The 25,675-nt window shown below is 50.5% G+C and carries 27 protein-coding genes, 1 pseudogene and 1 riboswitch; of the genes and pseudogenes, 16 read left to right on the forward strand and 12 right to left on the reverse strand.

What is annotated here, in order from left to right:
* Window positions 1-46 precede the first annotated feature (46 nt).
* From ACZ5FK_RS13160 to uvsE, 3 genes and pseudogenes are all read left to right on the forward strand, one after another.
* Window positions 47-1,525: pseudogene (locus ACZ5FK_RS13160) on the forward strand (ABC transporter ATP-binding protein).
* On the forward strand, window positions 1,522-3,363 hold the full coding sequence (locus tag ACZ5FK_RS13165) for an ABC transporter ATP-binding protein (protein ID WP_464805340.1): 1,842 nt from the start codon (window positions 1,522-1,524) through the stop codon (window positions 3,361-3,363). Before ACZ5FK_RS13160 ends, ACZ5FK_RS13165 begins: the two are co-directional and overlap by 4 nt.
* Window positions 3,364-3,462: 99 nt before the next feature.
* Window positions 3,463-4,428, forward strand: a complete 966-nt coding sequence (uvsE, locus tag ACZ5FK_RS13170; RefSeq protein ID WP_464805341.1) for a UV DNA damage repair endonuclease UvsE — start codon at window positions 3,463-3,465, stop codon at window positions 4,426-4,428.
* A gap of 35 nt (window positions 4,429-4,463) precedes the next feature.
* Here the strand turns inward: uvsE and dapA are convergent, their stop codons facing one another.
* The gene (gene dapA / locus ACZ5FK_RS13175) at window positions 4,464-5,375 is read right to left on the reverse strand and encodes a 4-hydroxy-tetrahydrodipicolinate synthase (protein ID WP_464805342.1); all 912 of its coding nucleotides are present in this window, start codon (window positions 5,373-5,375) and stop codon (window positions 4,464-4,466) included.
* A gap of 119 nt (window positions 5,376-5,494) precedes the next feature.
* Window positions 5,495-5,672: riboswitch (Lysine riboswitch) on the reverse strand.
* 419 nt (window positions 5,673-6,091) lie between these two features.
* Here dapA and ACZ5FK_RS13180 point away from each other — a divergent pair.
* Window positions 6,092-6,214 carry a hypothetical protein gene (locus ACZ5FK_RS13180; protein ID WP_464805343.1) on the forward strand — a complete coding sequence of 41 codons (123 nt, stop codon included), beginning with the start codon at window positions 6,092-6,094 and terminating at the stop codon, window positions 6,212-6,214.
* A 42-nt stretch (window positions 6,215-6,256) separates the two neighbouring features.
* Here ACZ5FK_RS13180 and ACZ5FK_RS13185 read toward each other — a convergent pair whose 3' ends face one another.
* Entirely contained in the window at window positions 6,257-6,484 is a 228-nt protein-coding gene (locus tag ACZ5FK_RS13185; protein ID WP_464805344.1) for a hypothetical protein, read from the reverse strand.
* Between the two features lie 137 nt (window positions 6,485-6,621).
* Here ACZ5FK_RS13185 and ACZ5FK_RS13190 point away from each other — a divergent pair, with 137 nt between their 5' ends.
* Window positions 6,622-7,305, forward strand: a complete 684-nt coding sequence (locus tag ACZ5FK_RS13190) for an MgtC/SapB family protein (RefSeq protein ID WP_464805345.1) — start codon at window positions 6,622-6,624, stop codon at window positions 7,303-7,305.
* A gap of 80 nt (window positions 7,306-7,385) precedes the next feature.
* Here ACZ5FK_RS13190 and ACZ5FK_RS13195 read toward each other — a convergent pair whose 3' ends face one another.
* Window positions 7,386-7,631 carry a hypothetical protein gene (locus tag ACZ5FK_RS13195; protein ID WP_464805346.1) on the reverse strand — a complete coding sequence of 82 codons (246 nt, stop codon included), beginning with the start codon at window positions 7,629-7,631 and terminating at the stop codon, window positions 7,386-7,388.
* A 239-nt stretch (window positions 7,632-7,870) separates the two neighbouring features.
* Window positions 7,871-8,293, reverse strand: a complete 423-nt coding sequence (locus ACZ5FK_RS13200; protein WP_464805347.1) for a MarR family winged helix-turn-helix transcriptional regulator — start codon at window positions 8,291-8,293, stop codon at window positions 7,871-7,873.
* Between the two features lie 166 nt (window positions 8,294-8,459).
* Between ACZ5FK_RS13200 and ACZ5FK_RS13205 the strand changes: the two genes are divergently transcribed.
* Both ACZ5FK_RS13205 and ACZ5FK_RS13210 read left to right on the forward strand, forming a co-directional pair.
* Window positions 8,460-9,638 carry an MFS transporter gene (locus tag ACZ5FK_RS13205; protein ID WP_464805348.1) on the forward strand — a complete coding sequence of 393 codons (1,179 nt, stop codon included), beginning with the start codon at window positions 8,460-8,462 and terminating at the stop codon, window positions 9,636-9,638.
* Between the two features lie 126 nt (window positions 9,639-9,764).
* Window positions 9,765-10,994, forward strand: a complete 1,230-nt coding sequence (locus ACZ5FK_RS13210; RefSeq protein ID WP_464805349.1) for a hypothetical protein — start codon at window positions 9,765-9,767, stop codon at window positions 10,992-10,994.
* Between the two features lie 47 nt (window positions 10,995-11,041).
* Here ACZ5FK_RS13210 and ACZ5FK_RS13215 read toward each other — a convergent pair whose 3' ends face one another.
* Window positions 11,042-11,968 (reverse strand): NADP-dependent oxidoreductase, encoded by a 927-nt coding sequence (locus ACZ5FK_RS13215; RefSeq protein WP_464805350.1) that lies wholly within the window; start codon window positions 11,966-11,968, stop codon window positions 11,042-11,044.
* 198 nt (window positions 11,969-12,166) lie between these two features.
* Between ACZ5FK_RS13215 and ACZ5FK_RS13220 the strand changes: the two genes are divergently transcribed.
* The 6 genes from ACZ5FK_RS13220 to ACZ5FK_RS13245 all read left to right on the forward strand — a co-directional run bounded on the left by ACZ5FK_RS13220 (window position 12,167) and on the right by ACZ5FK_RS13245 (window position 16,539).
* Window positions 12,167-12,370, forward strand: a complete 204-nt coding sequence (locus tag ACZ5FK_RS13220; protein ID WP_464805351.1) for a helix-turn-helix transcriptional regulator — start codon at window positions 12,167-12,169, stop codon at window positions 12,368-12,370.
* A 1-nt stretch (window position 12,371) separates the two neighbouring features.
* Window positions 12,372-12,884 carry a hypothetical protein gene (locus ACZ5FK_RS13225; protein WP_464805352.1) on the forward strand — a complete coding sequence of 171 codons (513 nt, stop codon included), beginning with the start codon at window positions 12,372-12,374 and terminating at the stop codon, window positions 12,882-12,884.
* Complete coding sequence (locus ACZ5FK_RS13230) at window positions 12,877-13,320, forward strand: small multi-drug export protein (protein ID WP_464807440.1); 444 nt, start codon at window positions 12,877-12,879, stop codon at window positions 13,318-13,320. Before ACZ5FK_RS13225 ends, ACZ5FK_RS13230 begins: the two co-directional genes overlap by 8 nt.
* Before the next feature lie 155 nt (window positions 13,321-13,475).
* The gene (locus ACZ5FK_RS13235) at window positions 13,476-15,422 is read left to right on the forward strand and encodes a cation:proton antiporter (protein WP_464805353.1); all 1,947 of its coding nucleotides are present in this window, start codon (window positions 13,476-13,478) and stop codon (window positions 15,420-15,422) included.
* Between the two features lie 74 nt (window positions 15,423-15,496).
* Window positions 15,497-15,985 (forward strand): DUF421 domain-containing protein, encoded by a 489-nt coding sequence (locus ACZ5FK_RS13240; RefSeq protein ID WP_464805354.1) that lies wholly within the window; start codon window positions 15,497-15,499, stop codon window positions 15,983-15,985.
* A 107-nt stretch (window positions 15,986-16,092) separates the two neighbouring features.
* Window positions 16,093-16,539 (forward strand): GNAT family N-acetyltransferase, encoded by a 447-nt coding sequence (locus tag ACZ5FK_RS13245; RefSeq protein ID WP_464805355.1) that lies wholly within the window; start codon window positions 16,093-16,095, stop codon window positions 16,537-16,539.
* Window positions 16,540-16,609: 70 nt separating this feature from the next.
* Here the strand turns inward: ACZ5FK_RS13245 and ACZ5FK_RS13250 are convergent, their stop codons facing one another.
* From ACZ5FK_RS13250 to ACZ5FK_RS13265, 4 genes are read right to left on the reverse strand one after another with little or no spacing between them, the layout of a single operon-like run.
* Complete coding sequence (locus ACZ5FK_RS13250; protein WP_464805356.1) at window positions 16,610-17,374, reverse strand: ABC transporter permease subunit; 765 nt, start codon at window positions 17,372-17,374, stop codon at window positions 16,610-16,612.
* Window positions 17,371-18,267, reverse strand: a complete 897-nt coding sequence (locus ACZ5FK_RS13255) for an ABC transporter ATP-binding protein (RefSeq protein WP_464805357.1) — start codon at window positions 18,265-18,267, stop codon at window positions 17,371-17,373. Before ACZ5FK_RS13255 ends, ACZ5FK_RS13250 begins: the two co-directional genes overlap by 4 nt.
* Entirely contained in the window at window positions 18,251-18,478 is a 228-nt protein-coding gene (locus ACZ5FK_RS13260) for a PLDc N-terminal domain-containing protein (protein ID WP_464805358.1), read from the reverse strand. The genes ACZ5FK_RS13255 and ACZ5FK_RS13260 overlap by 17 nt, the downstream gene beginning before the upstream one ends.
* Window positions 18,479-19,576, reverse strand: coding sequence for a helix-turn-helix domain-containing protein (locus ACZ5FK_RS13265; protein WP_464805359.1), 1,098 nt, complete (start codon window positions 19,574-19,576; stop codon window positions 18,479-18,481).
* A 145-nt stretch (window positions 19,577-19,721) separates the two neighbouring features.
* Here ACZ5FK_RS13265 and ACZ5FK_RS13270 point away from each other — a divergent pair, with 145 nt between their 5' ends.
* Entirely contained in the window at window positions 19,722-19,916 is a 195-nt protein-coding gene (locus ACZ5FK_RS13270) for a DUF6440 family protein (protein WP_464805360.1), read from the forward strand.
* 42 nt (window positions 19,917-19,958) lie between these two features.
* Here the strand turns inward: ACZ5FK_RS13270 and ACZ5FK_RS13275 are convergent, their stop codons facing one another.
* The 3 genes from ACZ5FK_RS13275 to ACZ5FK_RS13285 form a co-directional block, all read right to left on the reverse strand.
* Entirely contained in the window at window positions 19,959-20,198 is a 240-nt protein-coding gene (locus ACZ5FK_RS13275) for a DUF3006 family protein (RefSeq protein WP_464805361.1), read from the reverse strand.
* A complete protein-coding gene (locus ACZ5FK_RS13280; protein WP_464805362.1) occupies window positions 20,195-21,802 on the reverse strand; it encodes an S-layer homology domain-containing protein in 1,608 nt (535 codons plus the stop codon). The genes ACZ5FK_RS13275 and ACZ5FK_RS13280 overlap by 4 nt, the downstream gene beginning before the upstream one ends.
* 237 nt (window positions 21,803-22,039) lie before the next feature.
* Window positions 22,040-23,953 (reverse strand): FUSC family protein, encoded by a 1,914-nt coding sequence (locus ACZ5FK_RS13285; protein WP_464805363.1) that lies wholly within the window; start codon window positions 23,951-23,953, stop codon window positions 22,040-22,042.
* Between the two features lie 235 nt (window positions 23,954-24,188).
* Here ACZ5FK_RS13285 and ACZ5FK_RS13290 point away from each other — a divergent pair, with 235 nt between their 5' ends.
* Both ACZ5FK_RS13290 and ACZ5FK_RS13295 read left to right on the forward strand, forming a co-directional pair.
* Complete coding sequence (locus ACZ5FK_RS13290; protein WP_464805364.1) at window positions 24,189-24,323, forward strand: hypothetical protein; 135 nt, start codon at window positions 24,189-24,191, stop codon at window positions 24,321-24,323.
* Window positions 24,324-24,381: 58 nt separating this feature from the next.
* A complete protein-coding gene (locus tag ACZ5FK_RS13295; RefSeq protein ID WP_464807441.1) occupies window positions 24,382-25,527 on the forward strand; it encodes an oxalate decarboxylase family bicupin in 1,146 nt (381 codons plus the stop codon).
* Window positions 25,528-25,675: the final 148 nt, after the last annotated feature.

The following is a 25,675-nucleotide window of genomic DNA, read 5'->3' on the forward strand; positions in this document are numbered from 1 at the left end:
ATATAATGCGGCATGGAAATATATGAGGAATCGAGGAATGCGTGGAATGGGAAAACTTCTGAAAAGCCTGGGTGCCTATAAATGGATGATCGCAGTCATTTTCGGCCTGGTGTTCATCCAGTCGATGGCAGAACTGTTCTTGCCGACACTGATGGCAGATATTATCGATAACGGGGTAGTCGCAGGCGACATCCCGTACATTTGGAAAATCGGCGGCTTCATGCTCGGTGTCTCGGCCCTTAGCGCCATCGCATCAGTCGCGGTCAGCTTCTATTCCTCCAAGACGGCGATGGGACTCGGACGCGATATCCGAAGGAATGTATTCACCCATGTAGAACAGTTCACTTTGCAGGATTTTGATAAATTCGGCACTGCGTCGCTTATTACAAGAACGACGAATGATATTACGCAAGTCCAGCAAGTGACCATCATGCTGCTTCGCATGGTGCTGAGTGCGCCCATCATGTTCATCGGCGGCTTGATCATGGCGCTGTCCAAAGACGTGAAACTATCGCTTGTCATCGTTGCAACGATGCCGCTCTTAGTCGGGCTGATCCTGTTCATCCTGAAAAAGGGGATCCCGTTGTTTAAGACGGTCCAGAAGCGGATTGACCGGCTGAATCTCGTTTTGCGTGAGAACTTGACAGGCATCCGTGTCGTGCGGGCATTCAACCGGGTGCAGGACGAGCAGGTGCGTCTCGGCAAAGCGAACAGCGACTTGAAGGACGTTTCCATAAAAGTGAACAAGATCATGGCCTTCCTTATGCCGGGCATGATGCTGGTCATGAACTTGACGACGGTCGGTGTCATCTGGTTCGGCGGCATCCGTATCGACAACGGTGCGATGCAGATCGGGGACCTTATGGCATATATCCAGTATGTCATGCTCATCATGTCGTCGCTCGCTATGGGGTCTGTCATGTTCATCATGATTCCGCGTTTCTATGATGTGACGGAAGGGGCGATCCGGGTCAATGGCGTCGATGTCAGGGATTCTTCAGAAGAAGAGATCCGGTCTAAGGTAGGATTCGTGCCGCAGCGTGCATTATTGTTCTCTGGAACGATCGCCGAGAATATCCGGTTCGGCAAAGAGGACGCAACAATGGAAGAGATCAAGCATGCCGCCGAAGTGGCGCAGGCGAGCAGTTTCATCGAGAAGATGAAGGACGGATATGAATCGGTGATCACCCAGGGCGGTTCAAATGTCTCCGGCGGACAGAAACAGCGGCTGGCGATCGCCAGGGCGCTTGTCCGCAAGCCGGATATTTACGTCTTCGACGACAGCTTTTCTGCACTTGATTAAAAGACGGATGCGAAGCTGCGCTCAGCGCTGAATGAAGAGACGGAAAATGCGACTGTCATCATTGTTGCGCAGCGGGTGAGCACCGTCATGGACGCAGACCGGATCATTGTTCTGGAGCACGGGAAGATGGCAGGAATCGGCACGCATGAACAGCTGCTGGAAACGAATGATGTATACCGAGAAATCGTAGAAAGCCAGCTGTCAGAGGAGGATATCGCATGAGACAGATGAATCGTCCTCCGGGTAGAGGAGCCGGCGGAAAGAATATGATGGCGAAAAACAAGCCGAAGAATTTCAAAGGGACGCTGCGCAGACTGCTTCGCTATTTGAAACCGCATCGAGGAAAGCTGATTGGCGTCTTTGCAGCCGCGGTGCTCAGCACAGTGTTCATGATCCTCGGTCCGAAAATCATGGGGAACGCGATCACGGAACTCTTCGAAGGGGCGTATGGCAAGTTCACGGGTGATCCGGATGCGGCAATTGATTTCACCGCGATCGGGAAACTCTTGCTTCTTCTTGCGGGCTTATATGTGATCAGCAGCATCTTCAGCTACATTCAGCAATACATCATGGCAGGGGTATCGCAACGGACGGTGTTTGCACTCCGGGAGGACGTCAACCGGAAACTGGAAAAGCTGCCGCTGAAATATTATGACGGCCACCCGGTCGGAGATACGCTCAGCCGCATGACGAATGATATTGATACAGTCGGCAATACGCTGCAGCAGACAATCACGCAGTTCATCACTTCGGTCGTCACGATCATCGGAATTCTCATCATGATGTTCTATATCAGCCCGATGCTGACGATCATCGCACTCGTGACGCTGCCCCTGTCGCTTTTCGTCATTGGGCCATTCCTGAAAAGATCCCAGAAATACTTTGCGGATCAGCAGCGGACACTTGGGAACTTGAACGGCCATATCGAAGAGATGTACACAGGCCACCAAGTCGTGAAAGTGTTCGGCCATGAGAAGAAAGCGATCGGCCAGTTTGAAGCGGTGAATGAAGAGCTGTATGAGGCGGGCAGGAAAGCGCAGTTCATCTCAGGCATCATTATGCCGATGATGACCTTGATCGGCAATCTCAGCTATGTGCTCATCTGCGTCATCGGGGGCATCCTAGTTACGAAGAGGGCTATCCTGATCGGGGATATCCAGGCGTTCATCACGTATATGCGGCAGTTCACGCAGCCGATCACCCAGACGGCCAACATCGCGAACGTCATCCAGTCGACAATCGCAGCAGCGGAACGTGTCTTCGAACTGCTCGACAAGGAAGAAGAAGTGAATGAGACGGATACGGTCCGCCTTGAGCACCCGCGCGGGGAAGTCGCATTTGAGCATGTCGACTTCGGCTATGGAGACGATTTACTGATTGAGGATATGAATGTCCATGTAAAACCGGGTCAGACAGTCGCAATTGTCGGGCCGACCGGAGCGGGGAAAACGACTATCATCAACTTGCTCATGCGTTTCTATGAACTGGATGGCGGACGGATCACGATTGACGGAGTGGATACGCGGGATATGTCACGACCGGAACTGCGCAGCCATTTCGGAATGGTTCTGCAGGATACATGGCTCTTTAACGGGACAATCAAAGACAATATTGCGTACGGCAATAAAAATGCGACAGAAGAGCAGATCATGGAAGCGGCAGAGGCGGCGCGCGCCGACCAGTTCATCCGCACGCTTCCGGAAGGGTACGATACGGTGCTCAATGAATCTGCTTCGAATGTCTCGCAAGGCCAGAAGCAGCTCATTACGATTGCCCGCGCGGTTCTTGCGGATCCGGCAATCATGATTCTGGATGAAGCGACGTCAAGCGTCGATACGCGGACGGAACTGCTCATCCAGCAGGCGATGAACCGGCTGATGGAAGGGCGTACGAGCTTTGTTATCGCCCACCGGCTGTCCACAATCCAAGGCGCAGACCTTATTCTTGTCATGGATCAAGGGAAAGTCATTGAGCAGGGAACCCATGAAGAACTGCTTGAGCAGAAAGGGTTCTATGCGGATTTGTACTACAGCCAGTTCTCAGACCGCCCCGCCATGTAAATGGAAAGCCAGGTGTCTCCTAGCGGGATGCCTGGCTTTTTTGCATAGTTATCCATCCTGGGCAAAGACTAAGCGGAGTACATAGTTGGAGGTGAGGATGTGACGAAAGTGCGTCTCGGCTACGTGGCGATGAGTATGGAGCTGGAAAACGCTTCCCCATCCAAAACGATGACGTTCGCACAGTTCCAGAAAATCGGGGACCGCGAGGCGGCGATCCGCAAATTGGAACGGATTGCACAGACAAACTTGGAAAACACGCTCAGGCTGCTGAAGCATAACGCATTTAACGACATCCATTTTTATCGATTCTCCTCAAGACTGATACCGCTCGCCAACCATGAAGAGCTCGCGGGCTGGGATTATATGCGTCCACTGCGGGAAAAGCTGCGGGAGATCGGAGCCTTTGTCAAAGAGCACGAAATGCGGGTCGATTTTCATCCGGATCATTTTGTCGTGCTGAATTCAATGAAACCGGAAGTGCTGGCCAATTCAGTAACCTCTTTGAAAACGCATTACCAGTTGCTGAAGGGCATGAAGATCGAGCCGGTGAACCGATGCGTCCTTCACGTAGGCGGCAACTACAAGGACACTGCCGATTCGCTGGAGCGGTTCATTTCCAACTGGAGCGATATCCCAAGGGCAATCCAGCAGATGATCATGCTGGAGAATGACGACACATCCTTTACCTTGGAAGATACATTGTATCTCTGTGAAAAGCTCTCCATCCCGCTCGTCTTCGACTATCATCACCACCAAGCACATCACTACGAGGAGGCTTGGGAAGATAAGTGGGCCCGCGTCGTCTCCACCTGGAAGGACTCGACGCTGCCGATCAAGATGCATATCTCCAGTCCGAAAAGCGAGAAGGAATTCCGCCACCATGCGGATTACGTAGACCCGGATATGTTTTTTGACTTCTTGCAGGGGATCCGCGGAAGCGTTTCGCAAATCGACTGCATGATTGAAGCGAAGAAGAAAGATGCGGCCCTTTTCGCGCTTATGGAGGATGTGAAGAAGAGGGGAGACATTGAAATCATCGACGGATCTTCATTTTATATAAAATGAAAAAACGGCCCTCATGAGACGGGCCGTTCTCCAGTTTACAAGCCGATAATATTCTGGGCCATCTGCGGATACGTCGCAGGAACGAACGGCAGCTTTTCGCGCAAGGCATGCAGCTGATCGTCGTTCAGCGGCATCATCGGCAGACGCACGCCGCCGACAGGAATGCCCTGTAAGTTCAATGCCGCTTTTGTCGGAGCGGGATTCGGCGCAGCGAAAAGGGCCTTCATGACTGGCAGCAAACGACGATGGAGGCGCGATGCCTCGTTCATCTGGCCGCGCTTGAAGCTTTGGATCATGGACTGCATGTCTCTTCCGACAATATGCGAAGCGACAGAAACGACTCCGACGCCGCCGATTGCGAGTACAGGAATGGTCAATGCATCGTCTCCGCTATATAGGGAGAAGTCCTCAGGCGTCCGTTCGATGATCCGCGCCATCGCATCCAGATTGCCGCTCGCCTCTTTGATGGCTACGATGTTCGGGATGTCTGCAAGACGGATGATCGTCTCCGGGCTCATGCAGATGACGCTGCGGCCCGGCACATTGTAAAGCATGACCGGCAGAGCGGTGGATTCGGCGATTGTTTTAAAATGCGTATAAAGGCCTTCCTGGCAAGGATTATTATAATACGGCGTGACGAGCATGACTCCGTCGACGCCAGAAAGCTCCGCCTGTCTTGTCAATTCGATCGATTCCCTTGTGTTGTTCGAGCCGGTGCCGGCAATGACGGGAATGCGGCCACGCACAACTTCCACCGTGAACTGGAATAGTTCCACCTTCTCATCATTCGTCAGGGTCGGGGATTCTCCGGTTGTGCCTGAAACGACGATACCGTCCGTTCCAGTCGCAATCAAATGCTCGATCAAGTTCCGGGTCGCGGGGTAGTCGATCTCTCCGTGTTCATCAAAAGGGGTCACCATAGCAGTTACAAGTTGTCCAAAATTCATCTTTCTCCACATCCTTATCTGTTTTTTTCAAACCATAGAGGGAGAAGGGCATGAAACGCGGAACGCAAAAAGCAGCAACGAGGGTCCGTTGCTGCTTAGAAATACTTGGTGTATTTCTTGCATCAGATAGCCCTCCATATAGTTTCCTATATGACAATCCTGCACTTGTTCAGCACAGAACCAGCTTCGAGACAATGAGGTCTCTCCACTTCGGCAAATTCCCCTTTCCACTAGTCTTCACGGGATCTCATCATCCTCTGACTAGGTACTAATGGTTTTTGCGCCTCTATCCTTACTTCAAAACTTGCGAAATAAGTGAATGTTAAATTACTACTACTGTACCCGTTCCGAGAAGGAAATGCAACAGGCTACTATCCGGATTGTGAAATTAATATGAAAACACACATATATATAATCGGATTACTGCTCCGGAACACAAGCCAGCGGGTTCAACGGATCTGTTCGGATCGATCTTGAAAAACGGCAAGGATCCTGTTTGATTCACCACATACACAGCTCCCTTGCAGCCGGTTTTACAGCCTTTGAAAAGGGAATTCACAAACCTTTCATATGTAAGCGCTTGAGTATGACTGATTTGTGAAACCCTTCACAACAGCCCTTCCAAGCAAAGCGAAAGCGTGTATGATGGAGATAGCAACAGACGATCGTCACAATGTCCAGGAAGCGCAAAACTATTATCAAAGGAGCGGTTAGACATGTGGGTCATCACATTGTTTGAACAGCAGAATGTACGGATTTTCGAATTTGCACTTGAATTGGAAGCCAAAGACGCTATGAAGCGTTTTGGCAAAAATGCGATCTTGTCATTTACAAACTGAACGGGAAAGAAGCGGAGAGGGAGACATCCTGCCTCCGCTTTTTTATTTCACCCATTTCTTCAGCTCTTCGTTCCTTCGTTCTTGCTCGGCATCCGTCGACAGGTCATATTTCTTCAACAGATGAAACACTTCGTTCAGCACCTCTTGGCCGCGAGGCTGTCTGAGAAATCCGGATACCAAGTCATGCAGGGCAGGGGGAAGGAACGCCTGCTGCTCTTTCAATTTTTGGCGGACGTCCTCTTGTGTATGGTCGATTGTGCATTTTCCCATTCGGCTCACCTCCTTGTCTGCACCTGATCCAATCATACCGGCAATACACAAAAGTTGCATATGATAACTGGATTTCAGGTCCGCAATTGATTAGCTGAAAGCAAGATGGGGAAGGGATGAGGTAAAACGGAGAATAGATGGGTGTGATCGGGATGTCGATGGATGTGGAATATATTATCAGGCTGATTGTCGCGGGAGCGCTTGGCGCACTGATCGGACTGGAACGGGAAAAACGATTCAAGGAAGCTGGACTGCGTACGCATTTTCTTGTCGCGATCGGAAGCGCCGTGTTCATGATCGTCTCAAAATATGCCTTTCAGGACGTAATCGGGGAAAATATCAAGCTGGATCCGAGCCGGATTGCCGCATCCATTCCGAGCGGCATCGGGTTCCTAGGCGCGGGCATGATCCTTGTGCAACGCACGTCCATCCGGGGGCTGACAACAGCTGCCGGCATCTGGGCGACTGCGGGCATCGGGCTTGCGGTCGGCGCTGGCATGTATACGATCAGTATCACTGCAGGGCTTCTTGTCATTTTGGGACTCGAGTTTTTGAAACGCCTGTTCAGTCCGGTCATCCCGAAAGTGATGCGCCTTCGCATAGATGTCACCGAGACGAAAGCGATTGAACAGATTATTTCCGTCATGACGAAAGCTGGACTTCCCATCAAGGACTATCAAATTAAACTGCAAAAAGGCGAATCGGAAACCGGCTACAGCATTTTGATAAAACTTCAGCCGTCGAAACGGTGGGATGAGAACACGGTCATTGGCATGTTGCAGCAGATTGAAGGGGTGACAGGCATACGGGTATTGAAGTGATAGCTTGCGGTCATCCTCTCATGGCTCATCATCCAGGCGCCACCCTCTAATCGCATAGAGCCTCTTCCTAGGAGTCGCAGTCAGCGGATGGATCCGTGGCGGCGGCACCAGATGAAATGATAGACAGAGCCTGCGGAAAGGCAAAACAGCACAAAAGCGATAGACCAATGGCCAGCCAGGCGATAAAGTCCATATGTGACAGCAAGGACGATGAACCATTTCAGGGACAGGCGCCACCATGGCGTCTCCGTCTCGAATTTCCCGAATATGGAAGTGCCTATGATATTTGCTGCAAGCAAGATGAACAGCTCAAGTTCAAACCCCATGAACATTACTCCCTCTTTAAAAGTTTCCCTAGTGCAACATTTACTTATGGCCATGATAGCATATCCGTTCCACCTGTCAAGAGGGAGACATGCCTTTCATCCAACAGAGATAAGAGTTGCAATTTCCGCGAGCATCCTATAATCTTTCCTTAGGGAAACTTTTCCCGCCATTCCATTCCAAAAAGAAACGAAAACTCCCGGTTGTGGTGGCCGGGAGTTTTCGCTGTTCATCAAAACTATTATTGTATATCCAAGTTCTCGGTCATTTGCTGCAGTAAACGCCGCATCATCTGCAGCTCCTCAGGCAGCATGCCTTTGAACATCATCTTCTCATGCTCTTTCCAAATCAGCTCCACGGGCTCTTGCAACTGCCTTCCTTTTTCCGTCAAGTAAACTGTTGAAATCCGGTGATCCACTTCGTCAGTCTTCCGATAGACAATACCGTCCTGCTCCAGCTTTCGGAGCATGTTGCTGATCGTGGAGGCCTCGGAGCCGGTTTTCTGTTTAAGCTGTGACTGGGTAATGCCGTCCTGCTCCCATAGATGGGAAAGGGCCAGCTCCTGTCCGATATGAAGGCCGATTTCCCGAAGCTGCTGAGCGTACCGTTTACGGGTCTGTATGGCGATGGTTTGCAAAAGAAGACGGATTTCGCTCTCTATCATAGAAATCCCCCCGTACTTAGTTCGTACGCTAATTATATCAAAAAATCACTTGCACAAAATGAGCAGGATGTGTCTATAAATTGACTTTATGTTTCATATGCTGTTTAATTAGCATGCTAACTATTTTACATACTTTGCGAAATTTGAACTATGGAGGATTATTTACATGAATCGTATGTTAAAGCCGACAATCATCTCGATTGCCATGGCAACTGTCATGGCAGGGGCGGCGATTTCACCTGCGCTTGGACTGATTGCGGCTCATTTCCATGAGGCCGATCCTGTGCTGATCAAGCTCGTATTGACGGTGCCGTCGCTCATGATTATTCCGTTTTCATTTGTTTCGAGCTATTTGACAAAGAGAATCTCGAAGCGTTCTATCGTTATGCTAGGTCTTGCCATCTATGTCATCGGAGGGGTAGGTGCGCAGTTTGCGAATACGATTGTCGTCCTGCTTGCATTCCGTTTATTCCTAGGTGCCGGGGTCGGACTTGTTATGCCGTTGTCCTTCACACTGATCAGTGACCATTTCAAAGAGAAAGAAATGACGAAGATGATGGGCTATAATACGGCATTCAGCAACGTCGGCGGCATCATTACGATGCTGCTCGCCGGGTATCTTGCGTCGTTCAACTGGCGGATGCCATTCAATGTGTATTGGCTCGGAATTGTCATCTTCCTGCTTGTCCTGTTCTTCTTGCCGAAAAACGAGCCGCTGAAGCCGCGGCCAGGAGCAGACAAAGCGAAAATGCCTGCTTCCGTATATGGCATCGCACTTGGAGCCTGCGGCATCATGCTCGCATATTACGCGGTTGCGACGAATATGGCTCTTTATCTTGAACAGAGTGAACTTGGAAGTTCCAAGACGGCTGGACTCGTCATGTCCTTTACGACTGTCGGCGGGATGATTACAAGCTTGATCCTTGTCCGTCTGCAGTCCTTGTTTAAGAAATTTTTGATGCCTGCCGCTCTTCTCGCCATGGGAATTGCGTTTGGCATCCTGACGATCAGCCACTCAGTCGCGATTGTGCTCGTTGCCGTCTGCATGATCGGTTTCGGCCAGGGGATTGCATTCCCGCTCATCAACGATAAAGTGCTAAGAAGCGCTGACCCGACAATCAGCGACCGTGTCATCTCGATCGTTTCAAGCATGATCTACGTCGGTCAATTCCTGTCTCCTGTCGTGCTGGATTTCATCGGTAAAGCTGCCGGCCTGGAAACGATCCGTTTCCAGTATAGCCTGCTCTCCGCGGGTCTCATCGTGTCCGTCGCCATCATGCTGCTTGTCCTGTTCATGAAGAAAACACCTGTCGCTTTGAATGAAGTCAAGACAGGATCTATGTAAGGCAGTCACCTCTCCCGTTTTGCAGGGAGAGGTTTTTATTTGGATGAAACCCTTTCGAGCACACTTTCGTATAGATAGACATTGAGTCAGGAAAGAAGGGGGAGGGGAACGATCTCTACACCAATTATGAAAGCGATGAATAGTCTTGGCTGCCTGCTCCCGCTATTCGCAATCGGCTTTTTTGCGTTCTCTTTGTTTAACGGCTTCGGCTTTGTCGGGTTCATCCTTTCATTACTCGCATTTATCGGCGGGATCGCCCTGATCGGCGGAGCCCAGATGATGAAAGATTCGAAGCTGAAACTGCAGAAAGAGAGTCTGCTGGAACAAAGCAAGGAGATCGCTGATTTTGAGCGCATGCCTTCGGTCATTTCATCAGACTTGCTGACAAGGGTTGCTCTTGATCCTAAAGAAGGACGGGTATATATCTGGTTTGCCGAGGATGGCAAAGGGGACATCTTATATACGCCGAGACTTGGTATGACGTACCGGCTGCTGAATTTTTCATTCAGCGATCTATCGGGTGCTGCGATTGTCGAAGAGGGCAATCTGCGGGACTACGAAGGAAAAGTGAATGCCATTAAAGAGTTTCTTGCGGGGCGCCGGGTCAAGGCGGTTGATGTTCCGGAGGGGAAAGCGAGCAGGCTGGAACTGATTCTTACTATGGAACATGCCAAATACAAGGTCTTTCCGATCAGTTTCTTCAACGAACCGTACCAGCAGATTGATAAGGAATCGGATGCTTTCCGGGCGCATGAAGCGGAAATGCGGAAATGGTATGACCGGTTTGCGCAGATGGCGAGTCGCTGGGAGCCAGGCTGGACGCACGTAGCGCCGGCAAAATTCACGGAACCGGAAGTAAATGCACCTGCGAAGCAAGTGGATGCAGTGAAGCCAGGCAGCCGGAAGTTCGAGGAGAAAAGGAACCGTCAAGGAACAGGTGCACAGGTGCTCGGAAGAATGGAGATTCCGCCAAGCGCAAAGACGAGCGCGAAACCCGAGGCGGCCACAGAGCCGCATGCTGCGCCGGACCCGGCTCCTCAGCCTTTTGCCAAGCCGAAACCGGAAACCCGGCCAAAATCTTTGCCTGTCTCACAAAAAGAGCCCAGGAGTGTATCTGGCCGCACTGCAGCAGAGAGAGTGCCCCTTGGGCCAAGTGCAACTATAGAGCGAAAGCCGGCTGCATGCGAACAGGCGGCATCACTGAAGCTTGGAAAAAGCGAGCCGCAGAACGGTGTTGCCGCTAGCCCCGCTTTCGATGAAGCGGACAGCCTTGCCGGGCTTTCCAATTTCGAAAAGATTGTCGCCCGCAACAGAAAACAGCTGCGCGCCGATCCTTCCAAACGGCAAAATGAATGAAAAGAGAGCCAGATGACTGCAAATGAATATGCAGCATCTGGCTCTTTTCAGATCTTCACAACAATCTTTCCTCTGGCATGACGGGTCTCACTCAGTTTATGTCCTTCTTTGACATCCGGAAGCTCAAGAACCGTGCCGATTACCGGTTTAATCTTCTCTTCTTCCAAGAGCTTTGCAATCTTCGCAAGGGATTCGCCGTCCCGGCTCATGACGATTTGGAATGTCTTGACGCCGTATTCTTCCGCAAGTTTGTCATCAGGCTTTGTTGTCGTTGACGCAAGCCGGCCGCCTTTTTTCAATGCTTTGAAACTGCGCTCCTGCACGTCGCCCCCGATTGTATCCAGCACAACATCGACGGGCTGCAGGACTTCTTCGAATTGTTCATCCTCATAATTAATGACTTGATCGGCGCCAAGTTCTTTTAGAAACTCACTGTTCTTACCGCTGCCAGTCGTCGCGACCCAGCAGCCTAGCGCTTTCGCAAGCTGGATGCCAAAGCTGCCGACACCGCCTGCACCGCCATGGATCAATACGCGCTCGCCCGCCTTAATATCCGCTTTATCAACGAGGCTGGTCCATGCTGTCAGTCCTGCGAGGGGAATGGCAGCCGCCTCCTCAAAGGATAAGTTCGATGGTTTCTTGGCAACCATGTCCTCATTGGCCGCGACATACTCCGCATACGTCCCGTTGCGCATCATGTCTGGACTTGAGAATACTTCATCCCCCACTTTGAACTTCGTGACATTGCTGCCGATTTCCTCAACGACTCCCGCCGCATCCCAGCCAAGGACCAAAGGAAACTCATATGGCATGCTCTGCTGCAAATAACCCGCCCGGATCTGCCAATCTACCGGATTGACGGAGGTTGCCTTGATTTTGATCAATACATCATTTGGCCGGAGTTCCGGTTTTTCGATCTCTGTGTACTTCAGCACATCCGTATCTCCGTATTGCTCAATCGTTACTGCTCTCATCCAACTCATCCCTTCCCTATTCGATTTCCAATACCACCTCCGAGTCTAGCACTCCAGTTTCGAGTATTCAAACAAAACAACTTACTTTTAGTAACCTATAAAGGTTCAGCTAGTTTACGTTTAATTTTATACGCTTATGTTAATAATACTTTACATGATGTTAATAATACTGTACATTTGGTTCAGGAGGAGTAGAAAATGCTGAAAAATAGAGTGCGAGAGATGCGGGCGCGCCATGAGTTCACGCAAAGTGACCTGGCGGGAATGGTTGGCGTCACCCGGCAGACGATCGGGTTTATTGAAAAAGGGGAGTTCGCGCCATCAGTCACACTGGCGCTGAAAATCGCTCACGCGTTTTCATGTGATATCAATGACTTATTCTGGCTGGAAGGGGATGGATGAAATGAAGGGCGACATGAGAATCACGTATCCGTTATGGCAGATGGGGTTCATATTTCTACTGATGCTCTTGACGTGGATCATCGGAGCAGCAGCGGTGTTCGGCTGGACAAATGGGGCAAGCGGATTTCTTCTCTCGATCTCGGTGGAAGGTACTGCATTCGTACTTGTTGCCGCATGGCTGCTTGTTCTTGCTGTCTATGTAAGCATCTACATCAGGAGGATCCGGCGGCATAATACGCAGCATCCTGCTCATAAGATTTCGTTTTCGACATTCAGGCCGCAGGAATACATGGAGGACGACGAATTGTTTGCGGAGTTGACAAGACGGGCTACACAGAAAGTCTACTCGTATTTTTCAGTCGCCCTGCCATGTTTGGCTGCCGCGTTCCTGCTGCTTCCATTCGGCAAGTTTACGATGCTGAACGCTTTACTGTTACTCGCCATCGGACAGTATTTCATTTATTACCGGACGATGCGCAGCTATATGACAGAGGATGCCGCCAGTGATTATTGAATACGCACTCGTTTTTATCGGAGCTGCCGTGCCGTGGTTTGAAATTGCCCTCGTCATCCCGCTCGGTATCATCCGGGGGCTGTCTCCCTCCATTGTCATGCTGCTTGCCTTTACTGGCAACCTGCTGACAGTTCTGCTTGTCATTTTCGGATACCAGCGGGTGAAAGCGTATCTCGACAAGCGCAATCGTGCGAAAGGGAAGGAACCGACAAAGCGCATGGACCGCGGCAAACGCATCTGGAACAAATACGGCATGCCGGGTCTTGCTCTCCTCGGCCCCATCCTGATCGGCACCCATATCGCCGCCTTCCTTGGCCTGCTGCTTGGGGCAACCAAAACGAATACGACCGTCTGGATGACAATCAGCATCGCTGCCTGGACATTGGCCTTCGGGATTGCAACTGCGATGGGGTTTGATTTCTTTGTAAGGGAATAGCCATCATTTTTCCGGATGACCGGATGGAATGATGGCTTTTCCATTCGTGTAAGAACCACGTGAAAAGATGGATGTCGCTGTAGTGGCAGACGCTTTCCCCCCAGCCTCCCTTTTTGATACACTAGTCACACGTAAAGACGAGAAGGTGGAACCGAATGGAGATCTTTGAAATTATCCTGCTTATGCTGGGGGCTGTATTCCTATCGAATGTGCTCAGCCGTTTCATCCCGGGAGTCGCATTTCCGCTCATCCAAGTGGCGCTTGGCGTGGTCCTTGCCCTCCCGCTCACGAATCATTCGCTGGAGCTCAGCCCTGAATTGTTCCTCGTCCTGTTCCTCGCACCAATTCTGTTCAATGATGCAGTAAATGTTGATAAAAGCGGAATCTGGGGCATGCGCAAGCCGATCTTGCTTATGTCGCTCGGCCTTGTCTTCCTCACGGTCCTGCTCCTTGGGCTGTTCATCCACTGGCTGCTGCCGACGGTGCCATATGCGGCGGCTTTTGCGCTTGCTGCAGCACTTGGTCCGACAGATGCGGTGGCGGTCGGGGCGCTTGCAAAAAAGGTGAAAGTGCCGAAGTCCGTCATGGTGACGCTCGAAGGGGAATCGCTCATCAATGATGCTTCAGGGCTTGTGTCCTTCCAGTTCGCAGTCGCAGCGCTGCTCACGGGCACGTTCTCGATTTTCGAGGCAGGGACGAGCTTCCTGTTCCAGTCGATCGGCGGAATCGTCGTCGGCTGTATCCTGTCGCTTCTCAAAATTGTCTTCATGCGGAAGCTGCGCCGGGTCGGTCTTGAAAACGAAGTATCCTACATCCTTATGGAAGTGCTCCTGCCATTCCTGATCTTCCTGACAGCCGAAAAGCTCGGCGTCAATGGGGTCCTTGCCGTTGTCTTCGGCGGGATTGTCCACTCATACCGCTACCGGGTGACGAGTCCGGGCATGGCGCAGCTGAATTTGCTGTCCAAAAGTACGTGGGCTGTTATTTCCTATAGTCTGAATGGCTTGGTGTTCGTACTTCTCGGCACGCAGCTTCCACAGATCATCCAGACCATCTGGGAGAATGAATTCGTCCGCAATGATCTGCTGATCCTCTATATCGTCAGCATTACACTCGCTCTTCTCGGTCTCCGCTTCATCTGGGTGCGCCTGTTCAGGAATTTTGGCACTGACACCGCACCGGGGATCAACCGATGGAAGACGACGATGCTCTATACCGTCGCCGGCGTAAGGGGGACGATCACACTTGTCAGCGCCTTGTCGCTTCCGCATCTTCTGTCAGACGGCTCCGTGTTTGCAGAACGTGACATGCTCCTCAGCATTGCGGCAGGTGTCATCTTGCTGACGCTGTTGCTGGCGAACTTCACATTGCCGCTATTCGCAATGAAGGAAGAGAAACGGTCGGACCGAGAATCAGTGGAAGAAGAGATCGCCATCTTGCGTAAAGTGAAAGAACAGCTGAAAAGCAAAGCGAGTGACCAGAACCAGGCGGCCATGTCACGCGTCATCCGGATGTACAACGACCGGATCATGTCGCTTGCGAACACGGATGAATTGCTGAAGACAGAGCGCAGACTGCGCCGGATGATCCTTGATTGGCAGCTTCAGGATACCGTCCGTCTCGTGCAGCAGCGGGAGATCAAACTGCGGATCGCCTATCCTGCACTATGGCAGCTGAATCGCAGATTGTTCTCCATGACGAAAGAACTGCATTACTGGCAGAACATGTTGAGAATCCGGATGACCAAAAGACGGGTTTCCTCCAAACCCATCCAGATGCTGTCGGCAACAGAGCGAAGGGAACAGCGTAAAAAATTATACAGCAGCAACCGGGCATTCATCCTGGACCGCTTACGGGAGCTTGCGGATGATGAATTTCCGAAAGAACTCATCGAAATGTTCATCCTGTTGTACGAACGGCGACTTGGCCGGGGAACGGCGAGTAAAGGCGATTCGGAAGAAGAGCGGGATCTCCTCGATTTTGCCATTCAGACGGAGCGGGATTATATTCAGCGTTCATTCGAAGAAGGGCTGATCTCACGCGCCGATGTAAAACGGTACCGGGAGAATCTTCTTGCCATCCAGAATAGCCTAGAGCTATAAATTACCAATCAGTCAGTGTTTAGGCAGTCACCTCGCAGTCTATACAATACATAAAGACTGCGAGGTGCATGAGAATGGGATTTGGGATGATCCTTGTCAAATTGGTAAGCGGATTTCTGGCACTCGTCATCTGTATGAAAATTACCGGAGCGAAAGGCGTCTCCAACCTGACGCCGATCGACTTCATTTGGAGTATCTTGCTCTCTGAAATTATCGGGAACGGCTTGTACTCTCCCGATGTAAAATGGTACACAGTCCTGTTCACGCTGCTCGCATGGTGTCTATTGAAAGTCCTGTTCGACCTGTTCATGTTCCGGTCAGATAAAATTGAAGTGCTGATCACGGGAGAAAAGGACTTGATCATCAAAGACGGGAAAATTGATGAAGACCGATTGCGTGCCAACCGTCTGGATTTGCGGGAACTGAGCCATGCCCTAAGAAAACAGGGAATCTTTTCAATCGAGGAAATCGCCCATGCCTACATGGAAAGGGATGGTACCGTCACCGTGCAGAAGAAACCGGAGTACGAGCCGGTAACCAAAGGCGACTTGCAGAGTAAGTAGATGGATACTTGTGATGGTATGAGGTTGCAGATAGATGGGTATCGCTACTTGAAAGACAGCGTGGTAGACTGATAGTGATAGAGAAGAGGATAGGGGATGGGAAGTGTATGTTACATCTTGAGGCCATCACAAAAGACAATTGGATTGATGCGATTTCTTTGAATGTGCGGGACGATCAGAAAAAGTTTGTAGCCTCCAATGCCGTTTCGCTGGCACAGCTGAACTTTCTTGAGAACTTCCATGCGAAGGGGATTTATTTGGATCATGACATGATCGGCTTCACTCTTTATGGCATAGATGAAGAGGACAGCGAGTATTGGATCTACCGAATGATGATTGATCAGCAGCACCAAGGCAAAGGCTTTGGGAGGCAGGCTGTCCAACTTGTCATTGACGGTATAAATGAAATAAAAGAATCCCGGCACAGAACGATCAGCTTGTCGTATGAGCCGGAAAACACGGTTGCCAAACAATTATACGAGTCGATGGGATTCCAAGAGGTCGAAGGATTGGTGATCGACGGCGAGCAAGTGGCGCGTTACTCGTTTTACTAAGACGGTGCATCTGTCAACGGACTGACAGATACACCGTCTTTTCATTTTTATGAATCGAAACATGCAGTAGTCATAACTGCTTCCTTCTGAAATGCAGAACGGTCGTAATGATGAACAGAACCATGATTCCTGTTGCTAATAAGAAGGGCGCAGCCAGGTCAGATGGCATTGCATCCCCTGTCAGCAATGCAGCGGAAGATGCCAGCAGGCTGAGTGGGTTCCAATCTTTCATCTGTGGAAAGATGGAGAGGATAAAAAGGGCAATCATGGCTAAGGCAGCTGTCAGGATTCCGCTGTAGTTTGTCGCAAAATACGTATTCCCCCAAAGAGTGATAGCGAGAAGCATAAGGCCGAATACATAGATGCAGCTCGCGGCGAAGAAGAGATGCATCAGACTGCTTTGATCCCAGTAATAGGCCGTATAGCCATACGTGAGAAGGAATGCGAGCGCAAGGGCGATCAGCCAGTACAATGCCGCCATGGCGAATTTCGCAGTGATGACCGTGCCGCGGGGCAGCCCTTTCGTAAGAAGGATGACCAGCGTCCCTTTCTCAAGCTCCTTTGACATCATTGTGCTGAACAGGAGGATGAAGACGGCCATGCCCATCTGAGGGACATTCTTGTAAAACTGCAGCCAGGAATCGAGCGCTGTCGGTTCAGCGATATTCAGTACAGCACCTTCCGGCATGAAGTTTTCGAGCAGCACAGGGGTGATTTTCGCAGTGAACGGGTTCAGGATGCCAAGGATGGAGAATATGACAAGCACGAGCAGCAGTTTGTATGTCTTAACACTTTCCACCCATTCCTTTCGAAGGAATCCAAACCATTGATTCATCTGAGCACCTCCAGCACAATCTGTTCCAGCAGCTTGGTGCGCGGATGCATGGAATCCACGACAAGGCCGCGGCGGGTCAGCTCCTCCATGAACGTTACACGTGCCTGATCATCCGGAAGGCTGGCGATCAGTCCATCTTCAGCGAGCTCCATATTGAAAGGGATCGCGGATAGCTGCTCAAGTGCCTGCTCTATCGGGATGGTGAAGGTGAAGACGAATTGGCCGCGGACCTGCCGCTGCAAGTTCACGAGTTCATCTTGAAAAATGATGGAACCATGATGGAGCATGGCGACGTGGTCGCAGATCTGCTCGGCGTCTGACAGAATATGCGTCGAGAAGAATACAGTCGTTTCGTTTTTCGCCTTTTGTAAGATGGAGAGGATCTGTGCACGTCCGGCCGGGTCGAGCGCTGATGTCGGTTCGTCGCAGATGAGCAGTTTCGGCCGGTTCAATAAAGCTTGCGCAATTCCAAGCCGCTGCTTCATCCCGCGGGAATAGCCGCTGATTGGGGTGCTGTTGCCTTGAAGGCCGACCAGCTCAAGCATTTGACCAATCCGCTCTGTCCTTTCGGATTTCGGCATCCCTGTAAGGTCTGCGCATAGTCCCAAGTACTGCGGAGCTGTATAATATGGATAAAATTCGGGGACATCCGGCAAATAGCCAACATGCTGATTGGATTTCGTTTCCCCGAAAACAACAGGTTCCCCGGCAATTGTGATAGACCCGCTGCTGAGCGGCAGCAGGCCGAGCATGCATTTCATGAGTGTCGTCTTGCCGGCCCCGTTTGCACCGGTAAACCCGAAAATTGTCCTCTCGGGAATCGAGAGATTGATATCCCGCAACACTTCTTTTGTGCCAAACCGTTTTGATACATCTTCAATTTGCACGACCATCCCGTTCCCCCCTTCCAAAAACAAAATAGACTAGCGGCCCAATAAATTGGATCAGCAGCACAATCAGCAGCCACACGGCCATATTGCCGAACCGGTAGTGCGGATGCCGAATGACATGCACTGCTGAAAAGATGGCGAGCCCCACCTGCAGCAATGCGAGCGGCAAAAGAAATGGCAAGTATTCGATCAAAAGCTCCAAGTCCGTATTCAATTAATTTCCCCCCAGTCCAAAACGAAGTCGTTGACGCATGTCTTTCATTTCTGGGTCGTCTTGATAGGCGCTGAAGAAGGGCAGATCGAGCGCGTCATGGATCGACTGTTTTACAATTTCTTCACTGCGAAGTGCTCCAGGCCCGAGATCGAGTGTCTCAAGCCAGCCGTCCAGCAAGTTGAAATAGCTGTCTCCCCGAAGCCGGAAGGGGAGGAAGTGATGGATGGATACATTTGTGAATTTATTCAAGTACTTATAGAGCAGCGTACGATCCTGCAGCATCGATGCACATTGTGCGACACCCAGGTAATACTGGAGACAGATATTCGGATGCAGTTTCTGGAGGTTGCATAAATCGATCAGACCATCCGTCCGCCGCAGAGTCTCCTGAAATGATTCTGTATCTTCTATTGTGAGATGCAGGTAATACGGTGCGCTGCCGACGGCAGAAATCAGGCTCTGATAGATCAGTGTCTGGATTACGCGGCGGGCTTCAACGGGGTCCCCAAGCTGCTCATGCGCAGTAGCAAGCAGAACCTCATCTCCGATGCCTGGCTGAATAACCCCTTTTAGCAGTTCCAGCGTTTTGGCGGGTTCTTTCTGCATGAGTGTAATATGCGCAAGCAGGGATGTCGCCTGTCTCAACACCCATACGTCGTCACTAAGCTGGCGGATCCGTTCAAGCCATTGCGCGATCTTTTGAAGAACCTCTTTGGGATCATCGCTCAGCATCTGGTGATTAAGCATGAGCACACTCATCTGCAGCAGGTAGGACGGATGATGATAGTATAGTTTCACTTGCTCGTATACATCTGCCGCCACATCTTGGAACGACTCGCCGGCAAACCGGGCAGCGAATCCAAAATACGCCTCGCGGATCGATTCCTTCGTCAGCTCTCGTTCGTATCCGAGAAGCTCATCCACCGAAAGTCCGAAATAAGCCGCCAGCTTTGGAAGCAAGGTGATGTCCGGATAACTCTGTCCCTTTTCCCATTTCGATACCGATGCTTTGGAAACTTGGCAATGCTCCGCCAGCATTTCCTGCGTAACTCCGAGTCTCTTGCGTTCCTGTAAAATGACTGTGCCGATTGTCAGCATCCCGCCACATCCTTTCTCTCTTAACTGTAAAGTCAATCGTAAAGTTATTCAATACACTAATAGGAAACTTTGTTTGAAAGGAATCAACCAAAGGGAAACTGAAGTAATAGGTGCAGAGAAAAACATATAACAGAGGAGGAACACCATGTTCGGCGATAAAAAGGAAGAGAAAGAGACCCGATTCTATGTGAAATCGCAAGAAGATATACATGGACTTGGAAGATTCACAATTCTGGTTGACCGTGAAACAGGGGTGAATTATATCCACTCCTGGGTAGGCATGGGCAGTTCCATGACTCCGCTGCTGAATGAAAAAGGGGAGGTAGTGACGGGGCCATAGGCAAAAAAAGCGGCAGCCACCGAAATGACTGCCGCTCCTCATTTACTTCTTCTGTTTCAATTTGTTCAATAGATCATTCACTTTACTCTTCATTTCGCGCGTCTCTTCCTGAAGAAAATGGATGGTGAACGCCTCACCGTCTTTCCGGATATCGACATGATCACCAGCGTTCAGCTGGACAGAAACGGCGGTTGCCGGGATGAGCAGCTCCTCTTGCTCATTGTCGTATTTCAGAAATACATAAAACCCGTCATCAATCCGGTCAAGCGTATATCTGGTCATTTTTCACATGCCCACCCATCTTTGTCGCGATCATGTTTTGAAGCATAAGCCGGATGGCCCTTCTTCACGCCGTTCGGATAATACTTCCGCAGTGCAGTGCAGTTTGCAAAGGACGTCGGTGCACCCGGGATGACATACAAACCTGAACCAGGTGCAGGCTGTGGTGTAGGCACCGGTTTTGGATCCGGCTTCGGCGTTGGCTTCGGTTGCGGCTTTGTCCCGGTGCTTGGTGACCAAGGCTTTGCCGTCACAGAATGCGCTGTGCCATTCGTCGTTACCGTAATATCACCAGACTCAGCGGTCGAATAGATTTTCGATCCTGCCGCCTGCAAGTTTTTAATGACGTCTGCATGCGGGTGGCCATACGAATTATCCTTGCCGTATGAAAGAATGGTTCCTGCTGGATGTACCGCATTTACAAATGCAGCCGAGCTGCTCGTATGGGAGCCATGATGGCCTGCTTTCAAGTATGTGCTGCTCACATTGTACTGTTTCATGATTTCATTTTCTACTGGAATCCCGGCATCTCCCGTGAATAAAAAGCTGACTTTGTCATAAACGAGCCGCAGGACGACCGATGCTTCATTGCTGTCAGCAGCATGTTCATCCGCATGCAGGACAGTTGCCGAGAGAAGCGGGTCAAACTGCAAGAGCTCCCCAGTTTTCGCAATCTCGAATGGGATATTCTTTTGATCAATCAAAGCAAGCATATCATAATATGTCTGCGTCGAATGAGCATTACCGCTATCTATGAATGTGTGGACCTTGAAATTGTTCAGTACCGAAACCATGCCTCCGATATGATCGGCATCGGGATGTGTCGCGATGACGGTATCAAGCTCCGTCACTCCTTTTGATTTGAGGAAGGAGACGACCTTGTTTCCTGCCGAGGCTTTGCCTGCATCGATCAGCATCGTTTTACCACTCGGTGATTGGATCAGGATGGAATCCCCTTGTCCGACATCGATAAAATGCACTTGCATATTCGGCGCAGGCTTGAAATGATCATTCAACATGCGCGCCATGAAAACAGCGAAATGCTGGCGGGTCAGCTTGTCATTCGGACCGAATGAGCCATCGAGGTAACCCGTCGTAATATTCTCCGTCGCCAGTACACTTATATAATCTCTGTAGCCGTTGCCTTGCGGGACATCTACGAAGCTGACATCCTTCGTTTTTGGAAGCTGATAGCCTTCCACTAGAATTTTCGCCATCTGACCGCGTGTCAGCGGGGCGGCGGCATCAAAGTATTTATTGCCGTTCTTGTCCGTTTTACCTGAAATGAAACCCAGTTCTACTGCTTTCGCAATCCGGTCATAGCCATGATTGCCCGGTTTGACATCTGTGAACCCTGGATCAGGAGCAGTGAAATCGGTAATCCCTTTCTCCCGCAGGATCATCGTGACCGCTTGCAGGCGGGTAAGGTTCTCTTTTGGCTTGAACAGGCCGCCTGGAAATCCTGTAATAATTCCTTTTTCCGATAAATAGCTAATCTCATCTTGATACTGGGTGACGTCTGAAAACCCTTTTGCGGCTGCCGGCTGTGCTGGCAAAACACCTAGAAAGAGAAACAGCGCTGCTGCCAAATACATCATTCTTTTCATCTGTTGATGTGCCTCCTCGTTCTGCGCATTTTTTTCACCTGACTAGTATTCAGGAAATCCAAAAACCTGACAAGGACGAAAAGCAACAAAAAGACCAGGTAATTATTCCCTGATCATAGGCGGCTTAACGATTTCGGTTCGTAAGCCGCATACTCTATCTATTGCCTGTGAGAATCAAATAAAACCAGTTATGTGGAAATAAAAAAGACGGACATGTTCGTGTCCGTCCGGGCTTCTTCATTTTGAGAAAACGAGGTTTGCATTGGCGATTGATTCTGTAACTTCAAGTATCATGCTGACGACCATGCGATCTTCGATACCACGCATCGAATGGATCTCCTGCTGCATGGCAGATGCGGAAATCCTTAATTGCTCTCGGTTCCCATCCAGCAATATATCGAGGCGGGATTTGATGGCAGATGCATTGGCCTCTCGTATTCCATGCTTGTCTATCCATCCGAACAATTCGAATAAAGTACTTGCTGCATCCCGCTGGCATCGGAGCCAACTGAGCTCTTCTAGTCCTGCGCCGCTTTGATTGTTCAATTTCAGGCGGTCTTCGATCATGTTTGAAATGAGCAGCAGGTTTTTCATGGCATGTTCACGGCCAGCGCCGTTCAGCAGGCGAAGGGTCTCTATAATCATCTCTTTCAGCGTGTCCCCGTGCATCTCTTGTAAATCCCGGTTGGCATCCTCCAGCTTATATGGCAGGATGAACCGGTTGATAAGAAGGGCGAGGACAACACCTCCTAGTACTAGTGCGATTCGGTCCAGTGTCAGGATCTGCGTTGCATCTGTCACAAGAGCGGCAGCACCGATTGCGGAAAAGGTGACGAGAATGGTGCTATAGCGGTACACTTTCACGTAATTCATCAAATAGCCGGCAGTCATCAGAAGGATGGTACGCATTGTGGCTCCCGAGAAAATGGAAAACAGGACGGCGATGAGCACAGCCCCGGCAGCGGTCGCGAATAGCCGGTCCCGCATTTTTTTCGTCGATTGCTCATACAGAGGGATGATGACCGACAGGACGGTGAACATCATCCAGCGCCCTTCATGGATATCGAAGAAGTCGACGATGAAACCGCTCAGCGTAATGCCGACCGCCATGCGCACTGCGTATGACAGCTTGATGGAGTTGGTGTGTCCGGGAATGTCACGCATACGCATTCGTTTGAATTTTTCCGGGACTGTTTCAACTTTTGTGACTTTATGTCGCCGGATGCCGAGACTTTTTAATTTGACAAGGCTTCCCCTCAAGAAATCGATCGCGTGCAGCAGGCGCAGAACGGGGAGGGAATGTTCCCGGCTCTCTTTGTATTTCTTCAGCATGGCCTCAAATGACTCATCGAGCATCTCTGCCGTCTGCTCCTTCTCCATGCTTTCTGCCGCCAGCTTGAGGCAACGGGTCACATCATCCACTATGGAATGGGCGTCTTCTCCATCATCCAAGCCGTCCAGGAAGAGATTGATCTTTTCCAGGGAGGCGGACAAGTTCAACTTCACCCGCCCTTCTTCCGTCAAATAGTAATTCTCCTCCCGCTGATCGTAGATGATGCTCCGCAGCCCGCTGAGATCAGCGATAATTTGCTTGTCGATTGCCTCATGCGCTTCCCCGGACCGGATCATCCTCGCCTTCTCGATCAGACCTTTGCAGATCGCCTGGATTTTCTTGTCCCCGCTCTTCACAATTCTATTGCGGTTGACTACTAGCTGTAGTCCCATGATGGCGAGTGCGCCGAATACAAGGGAAGCAAGCCTGAGCGGCATTTCGCCGAGCGTCACGGGCATGGCCAGCACAAACAGGTATTGAAGGGAGAAAGGAAGGTATAGGGGATTTTTCAAATTGAATAACAGGGAATAGCTAATTGCGAACATGGCGATAAAATTCACTGGGATGGCGACCCACATATTGAGGTCCGCCACGAATGCAGCGATGCCGATGAAGAGATTGAGGGCAATGAACTTAATTGTGTTCATTGCTGGTCGCTTCGTCAGGTCTCGTTCAAGCAGCATCAGCATTGCAGTGATCGTTGATACGCCAATCAGCATATTGGCATCCCCGAACAGCGAGCTGAAACCTACGATGAACCCGATGATCAGGATGAAGAGCACTGTATTGGAGATGATTGTCTTTTTATTTAACTGCATTTCAGGATAGCTCCTTACATTAGAGATAACAGGTATTGTAGCACCAAACCTGGCGGACGCAAACTGATTTGTATAGCCGTAATAAGGAATAAAAGCGTCTGTGGAATAGGTTGATAGCCACATCAGTACAGTTTCTCAGAAACTTGATGGAATCGTTTAGTCCCATATAAAGAGGGAAATACGAGATTGTAGACTGATGCCAAAATGTCAACATGCTGCTGGGAGACCCGGTTGGATGATCACAGACGCCGGCAGGGAGGATCTGGATATCATGTTCAAAGGGATTTCACTATATGAAAGGGTTCCTAATCTTGCTTCCGGGAAACACCGGAAAGTCTCCTTGCGCATAGAAGACAGATGGCGGATGTGAGAGCAGAAGAACCACAAGGAGGAGATATTTGATGAAGCAAGAAGCGAACAAAGAGCAGATGGACCAACAAAATCCGCAGCCCATGAAAGGCGAACGGGGCGGAAAGATTTGGGGCGCGCAGAATCCAGAAATATCACGAATGAATCCGGACTTCCTCGTCCCGCCTGATACTGATCATGGAACGATGCCTAATTTGAAGTTCCCGTATGCCCAGACACATGACCGAGTGGAATACGGCGGATGGTCCCGCGAAATTACCATCCGTGAATTGCCGGCTTCCGAGACGATAGCAGGTGTAAATATGCATCTGGAACCAGGCGGCGTCCGGGAGCTGCATTGGCATAAAGAAGCGGAATGGTCATATATGATTGCAGGCAGTGCGCGCATTACCGCGATATCTCCAGAAGGGAAGATGTTCGTGGACGATGTGGAAAAAGGCGATCTGTGGTATTTCCCGGCTGGGGTGCCTCATTCCATTAAAGGTTTGAGCGAAGGGGCGGAGTTCATCCTCGCTTTTGACGATGGAGCGTTCTCTGAGAATAGCACCTTCTCGATCACCGACTGGTTCGCCCATACGCCAAAAGATGTATTAGCAGCGAACTTCGGCGTCTCGGAAGATGAATTCGATGGAATCCCGGATGGCGAACTATATATGTACCAGGGGAAAGTGCCTGGCCCGATTGCACAGAACATGCCGAAGGATACAAATGAATTTGTCGAGAATCCATACAGCTTCAAACTGCATGATGTCGAGCCGATCGTAACAAGCGGCGGAAAAGTATGGATTGCGGACTCCAACAACTTCAAGGTCTCCAAAACAGTTGCGGCCGCTTTGGTCGAAGTGGAACCGGGCGGCATTCGTGAATTGCACTGGCATCCGAATCAGGATGAATGGCAATATTATTTGGAAGGACAGGGGAGAATGACTGTTTTCGCCTCAGGCGGTAAAGCGCGTACCTATGACTACCAGGCGGGAGATGTCGGCTACGTGCCATTCGCAATGGGACATTACGTGCAAAACACCGGAGACACACCGCTCCGTTTCCTCGAAATGTTCCGCAGCGATCATTTCGCCGATGTCTCCCTCAACCAGTGGATGTCCCAGACACCTCCGGAACTGTTAAAAGAACATTTGCCGCTCAGCGATGAATTCATCGAAAAAGCACTGCACAGCGATAAGCGGCCAAACGTCAAATTTAAATAAGAGGAAAATGAACGCCCGGCGGTAGATCGCCGGGCGTTATTTGGATTATTGGACTGAAGCGGGGCAGCGGGTACCTGACGCAGGGTGTGCTGTCCGGTCACTTCGTGAGGTAAATGGATTGTTCTACGGGCTAAACGGATCGATGTGG

It is taken from the genome of Sporosarcina sp. GTC18466 (genome assembly GCF_055389225.1).

What these genes read in the sequence shown, in the direction of transcription:
- ACZ5FK_RS13165 (WP_464805340.1), top strand. Translation starts at nt 1,522, where the DNA reads ATGAGACAGATGAATCGTCCTCCGGGTAGAGGAGCCGGCGGAAAGAAT.
- dapA (WP_464805342.1), bottom strand. Translation starts at nt 5,375, where the DNA reads ATGAATTTTGGACAACTTGTAACTGCTATGGTGACCCCTTTTGATGAA.
- ACZ5FK_RS13180 (WP_464805343.1), top strand. Translation starts at nt 6,092, where the DNA reads ATGTGGGTCATCACATTGTTTGAACAGCAGAATGTACGGATTTTCGAA.
- ACZ5FK_RS13185 (WP_464805344.1), bottom strand. Translation starts at nt 6,484, where the DNA reads ATGGGAAAATGCACAATCGACCATACACAAGAGGACGTCCGCCAAAAA.
- ACZ5FK_RS13190 (WP_464805345.1), top strand. Translation starts at nt 6,622, where the DNA reads ATGGGTGTGATCGGGATGTCGATGGATGTGGAATATATTATCAGGCTG.
- ACZ5FK_RS13195 (WP_464805346.1), bottom strand. Translation starts at nt 7,631, where the DNA reads ATGGGGTTTGAACTTGAGCTGTTCATCTTGCTTGCAGCAAATATCATA.
- ACZ5FK_RS13200 (WP_464805347.1), bottom strand. Translation starts at nt 8,293, where the DNA reads ATGATAGAGAGCGAAATCCGTCTTCTTTTGCAAACCATCGCCATACAG.
- ACZ5FK_RS13205 (WP_464805348.1), top strand. Translation starts at nt 8,460, where the DNA reads ATGAATCGTATGTTAAAGCCGACAATCATCTCGATTGCCATGGCAACT.
- ACZ5FK_RS13210 (WP_464805349.1), top strand. Translation starts at nt 9,765, where the DNA reads ATGAAAGCGATGAATAGTCTTGGCTGCCTGCTCCCGCTATTCGCAATC.
- ACZ5FK_RS13215 (WP_464805350.1), bottom strand. Translation starts at nt 11,968, where the DNA reads ATGAGAGCAGTAACGATTGAGCAATACGGAGATACGGATGTGCTGAAG.
- ACZ5FK_RS13220 (WP_464805351.1), top strand. Translation starts at nt 12,167, where the DNA reads ATGCTGAAAAATAGAGTGCGAGAGATGCGGGCGCGCCATGAGTTCACG.
- ACZ5FK_RS13225 (WP_464805352.1), top strand. Translation starts at nt 12,372, where the DNA reads ATGAAGGGCGACATGAGAATCACGTATCCGTTATGGCAGATGGGGTTC.
- ACZ5FK_RS13235 (WP_464805353.1), top strand. Translation starts at nt 13,476, where the DNA reads ATGGAGATCTTTGAAATTATCCTGCTTATGCTGGGGGCTGTATTCCTA.
- ACZ5FK_RS13240 (WP_464805354.1), top strand. Translation starts at nt 15,497, where the DNA reads ATGGGATTTGGGATGATCCTTGTCAAATTGGTAAGCGGATTTCTGGCA.
- ACZ5FK_RS13245 (WP_464805355.1), top strand. Translation starts at nt 16,093, where the DNA reads ATGTTACATCTTGAGGCCATCACAAAAGACAATTGGATTGATGCGATT.
- ACZ5FK_RS13250 (WP_464805356.1), bottom strand. Translation starts at nt 17,374, where the DNA reads ATGAATCAATGGTTTGGATTCCTTCGAAAGGAATGGGTGGAAAGTGTT.
- ACZ5FK_RS13255 (WP_464805357.1), bottom strand. Translation starts at nt 18,267, where the DNA reads ATGGTCGTGCAAATTGAAGATGTATCAAAACGGTTTGGCACAAAAGAA.
- ACZ5FK_RS13265 (WP_464805359.1), bottom strand. Translation starts at nt 19,576, where the DNA reads ATGCTGACAATCGGCACAGTCATTTTACAGGAACGCAAGAGACTCGGA.
- ACZ5FK_RS13270 (WP_464805360.1), top strand. Translation starts at nt 19,722, where the DNA reads ATGTTCGGCGATAAAAAGGAAGAGAAAGAGACCCGATTCTATGTGAAA.
- ACZ5FK_RS13275 (WP_464805361.1), bottom strand. Translation starts at nt 20,198, where the DNA reads ATGACCAGATATACGCTTGACCGGATTGATGACGGGTTTTATGTATTT.
- ACZ5FK_RS13280 (WP_464805362.1), bottom strand. Translation starts at nt 21,802, where the DNA reads ATGAAAAGAATGATGTATTTGGCAGCAGCGCTGTTTCTCTTTCTAGGT.
- ACZ5FK_RS13285 (WP_464805363.1), bottom strand. Translation starts at nt 23,953, where the DNA reads ATGCAGTTAAATAAAAAGACAATCATCTCCAATACAGTGCTCTTCATC.
- ACZ5FK_RS13290 (WP_464805364.1), top strand. Translation starts at nt 24,189, where the DNA reads ATGATCACAGACGCCGGCAGGGAGGATCTGGATATCATGTTCAAAGGG.
- ACZ5FK_RS13295 (WP_464807441.1), top strand. Translation starts at nt 24,382, where the DNA reads ATGGACCAACAAAATCCGCAGCCCATGAAAGGCGAACGGGGCGGAAAG.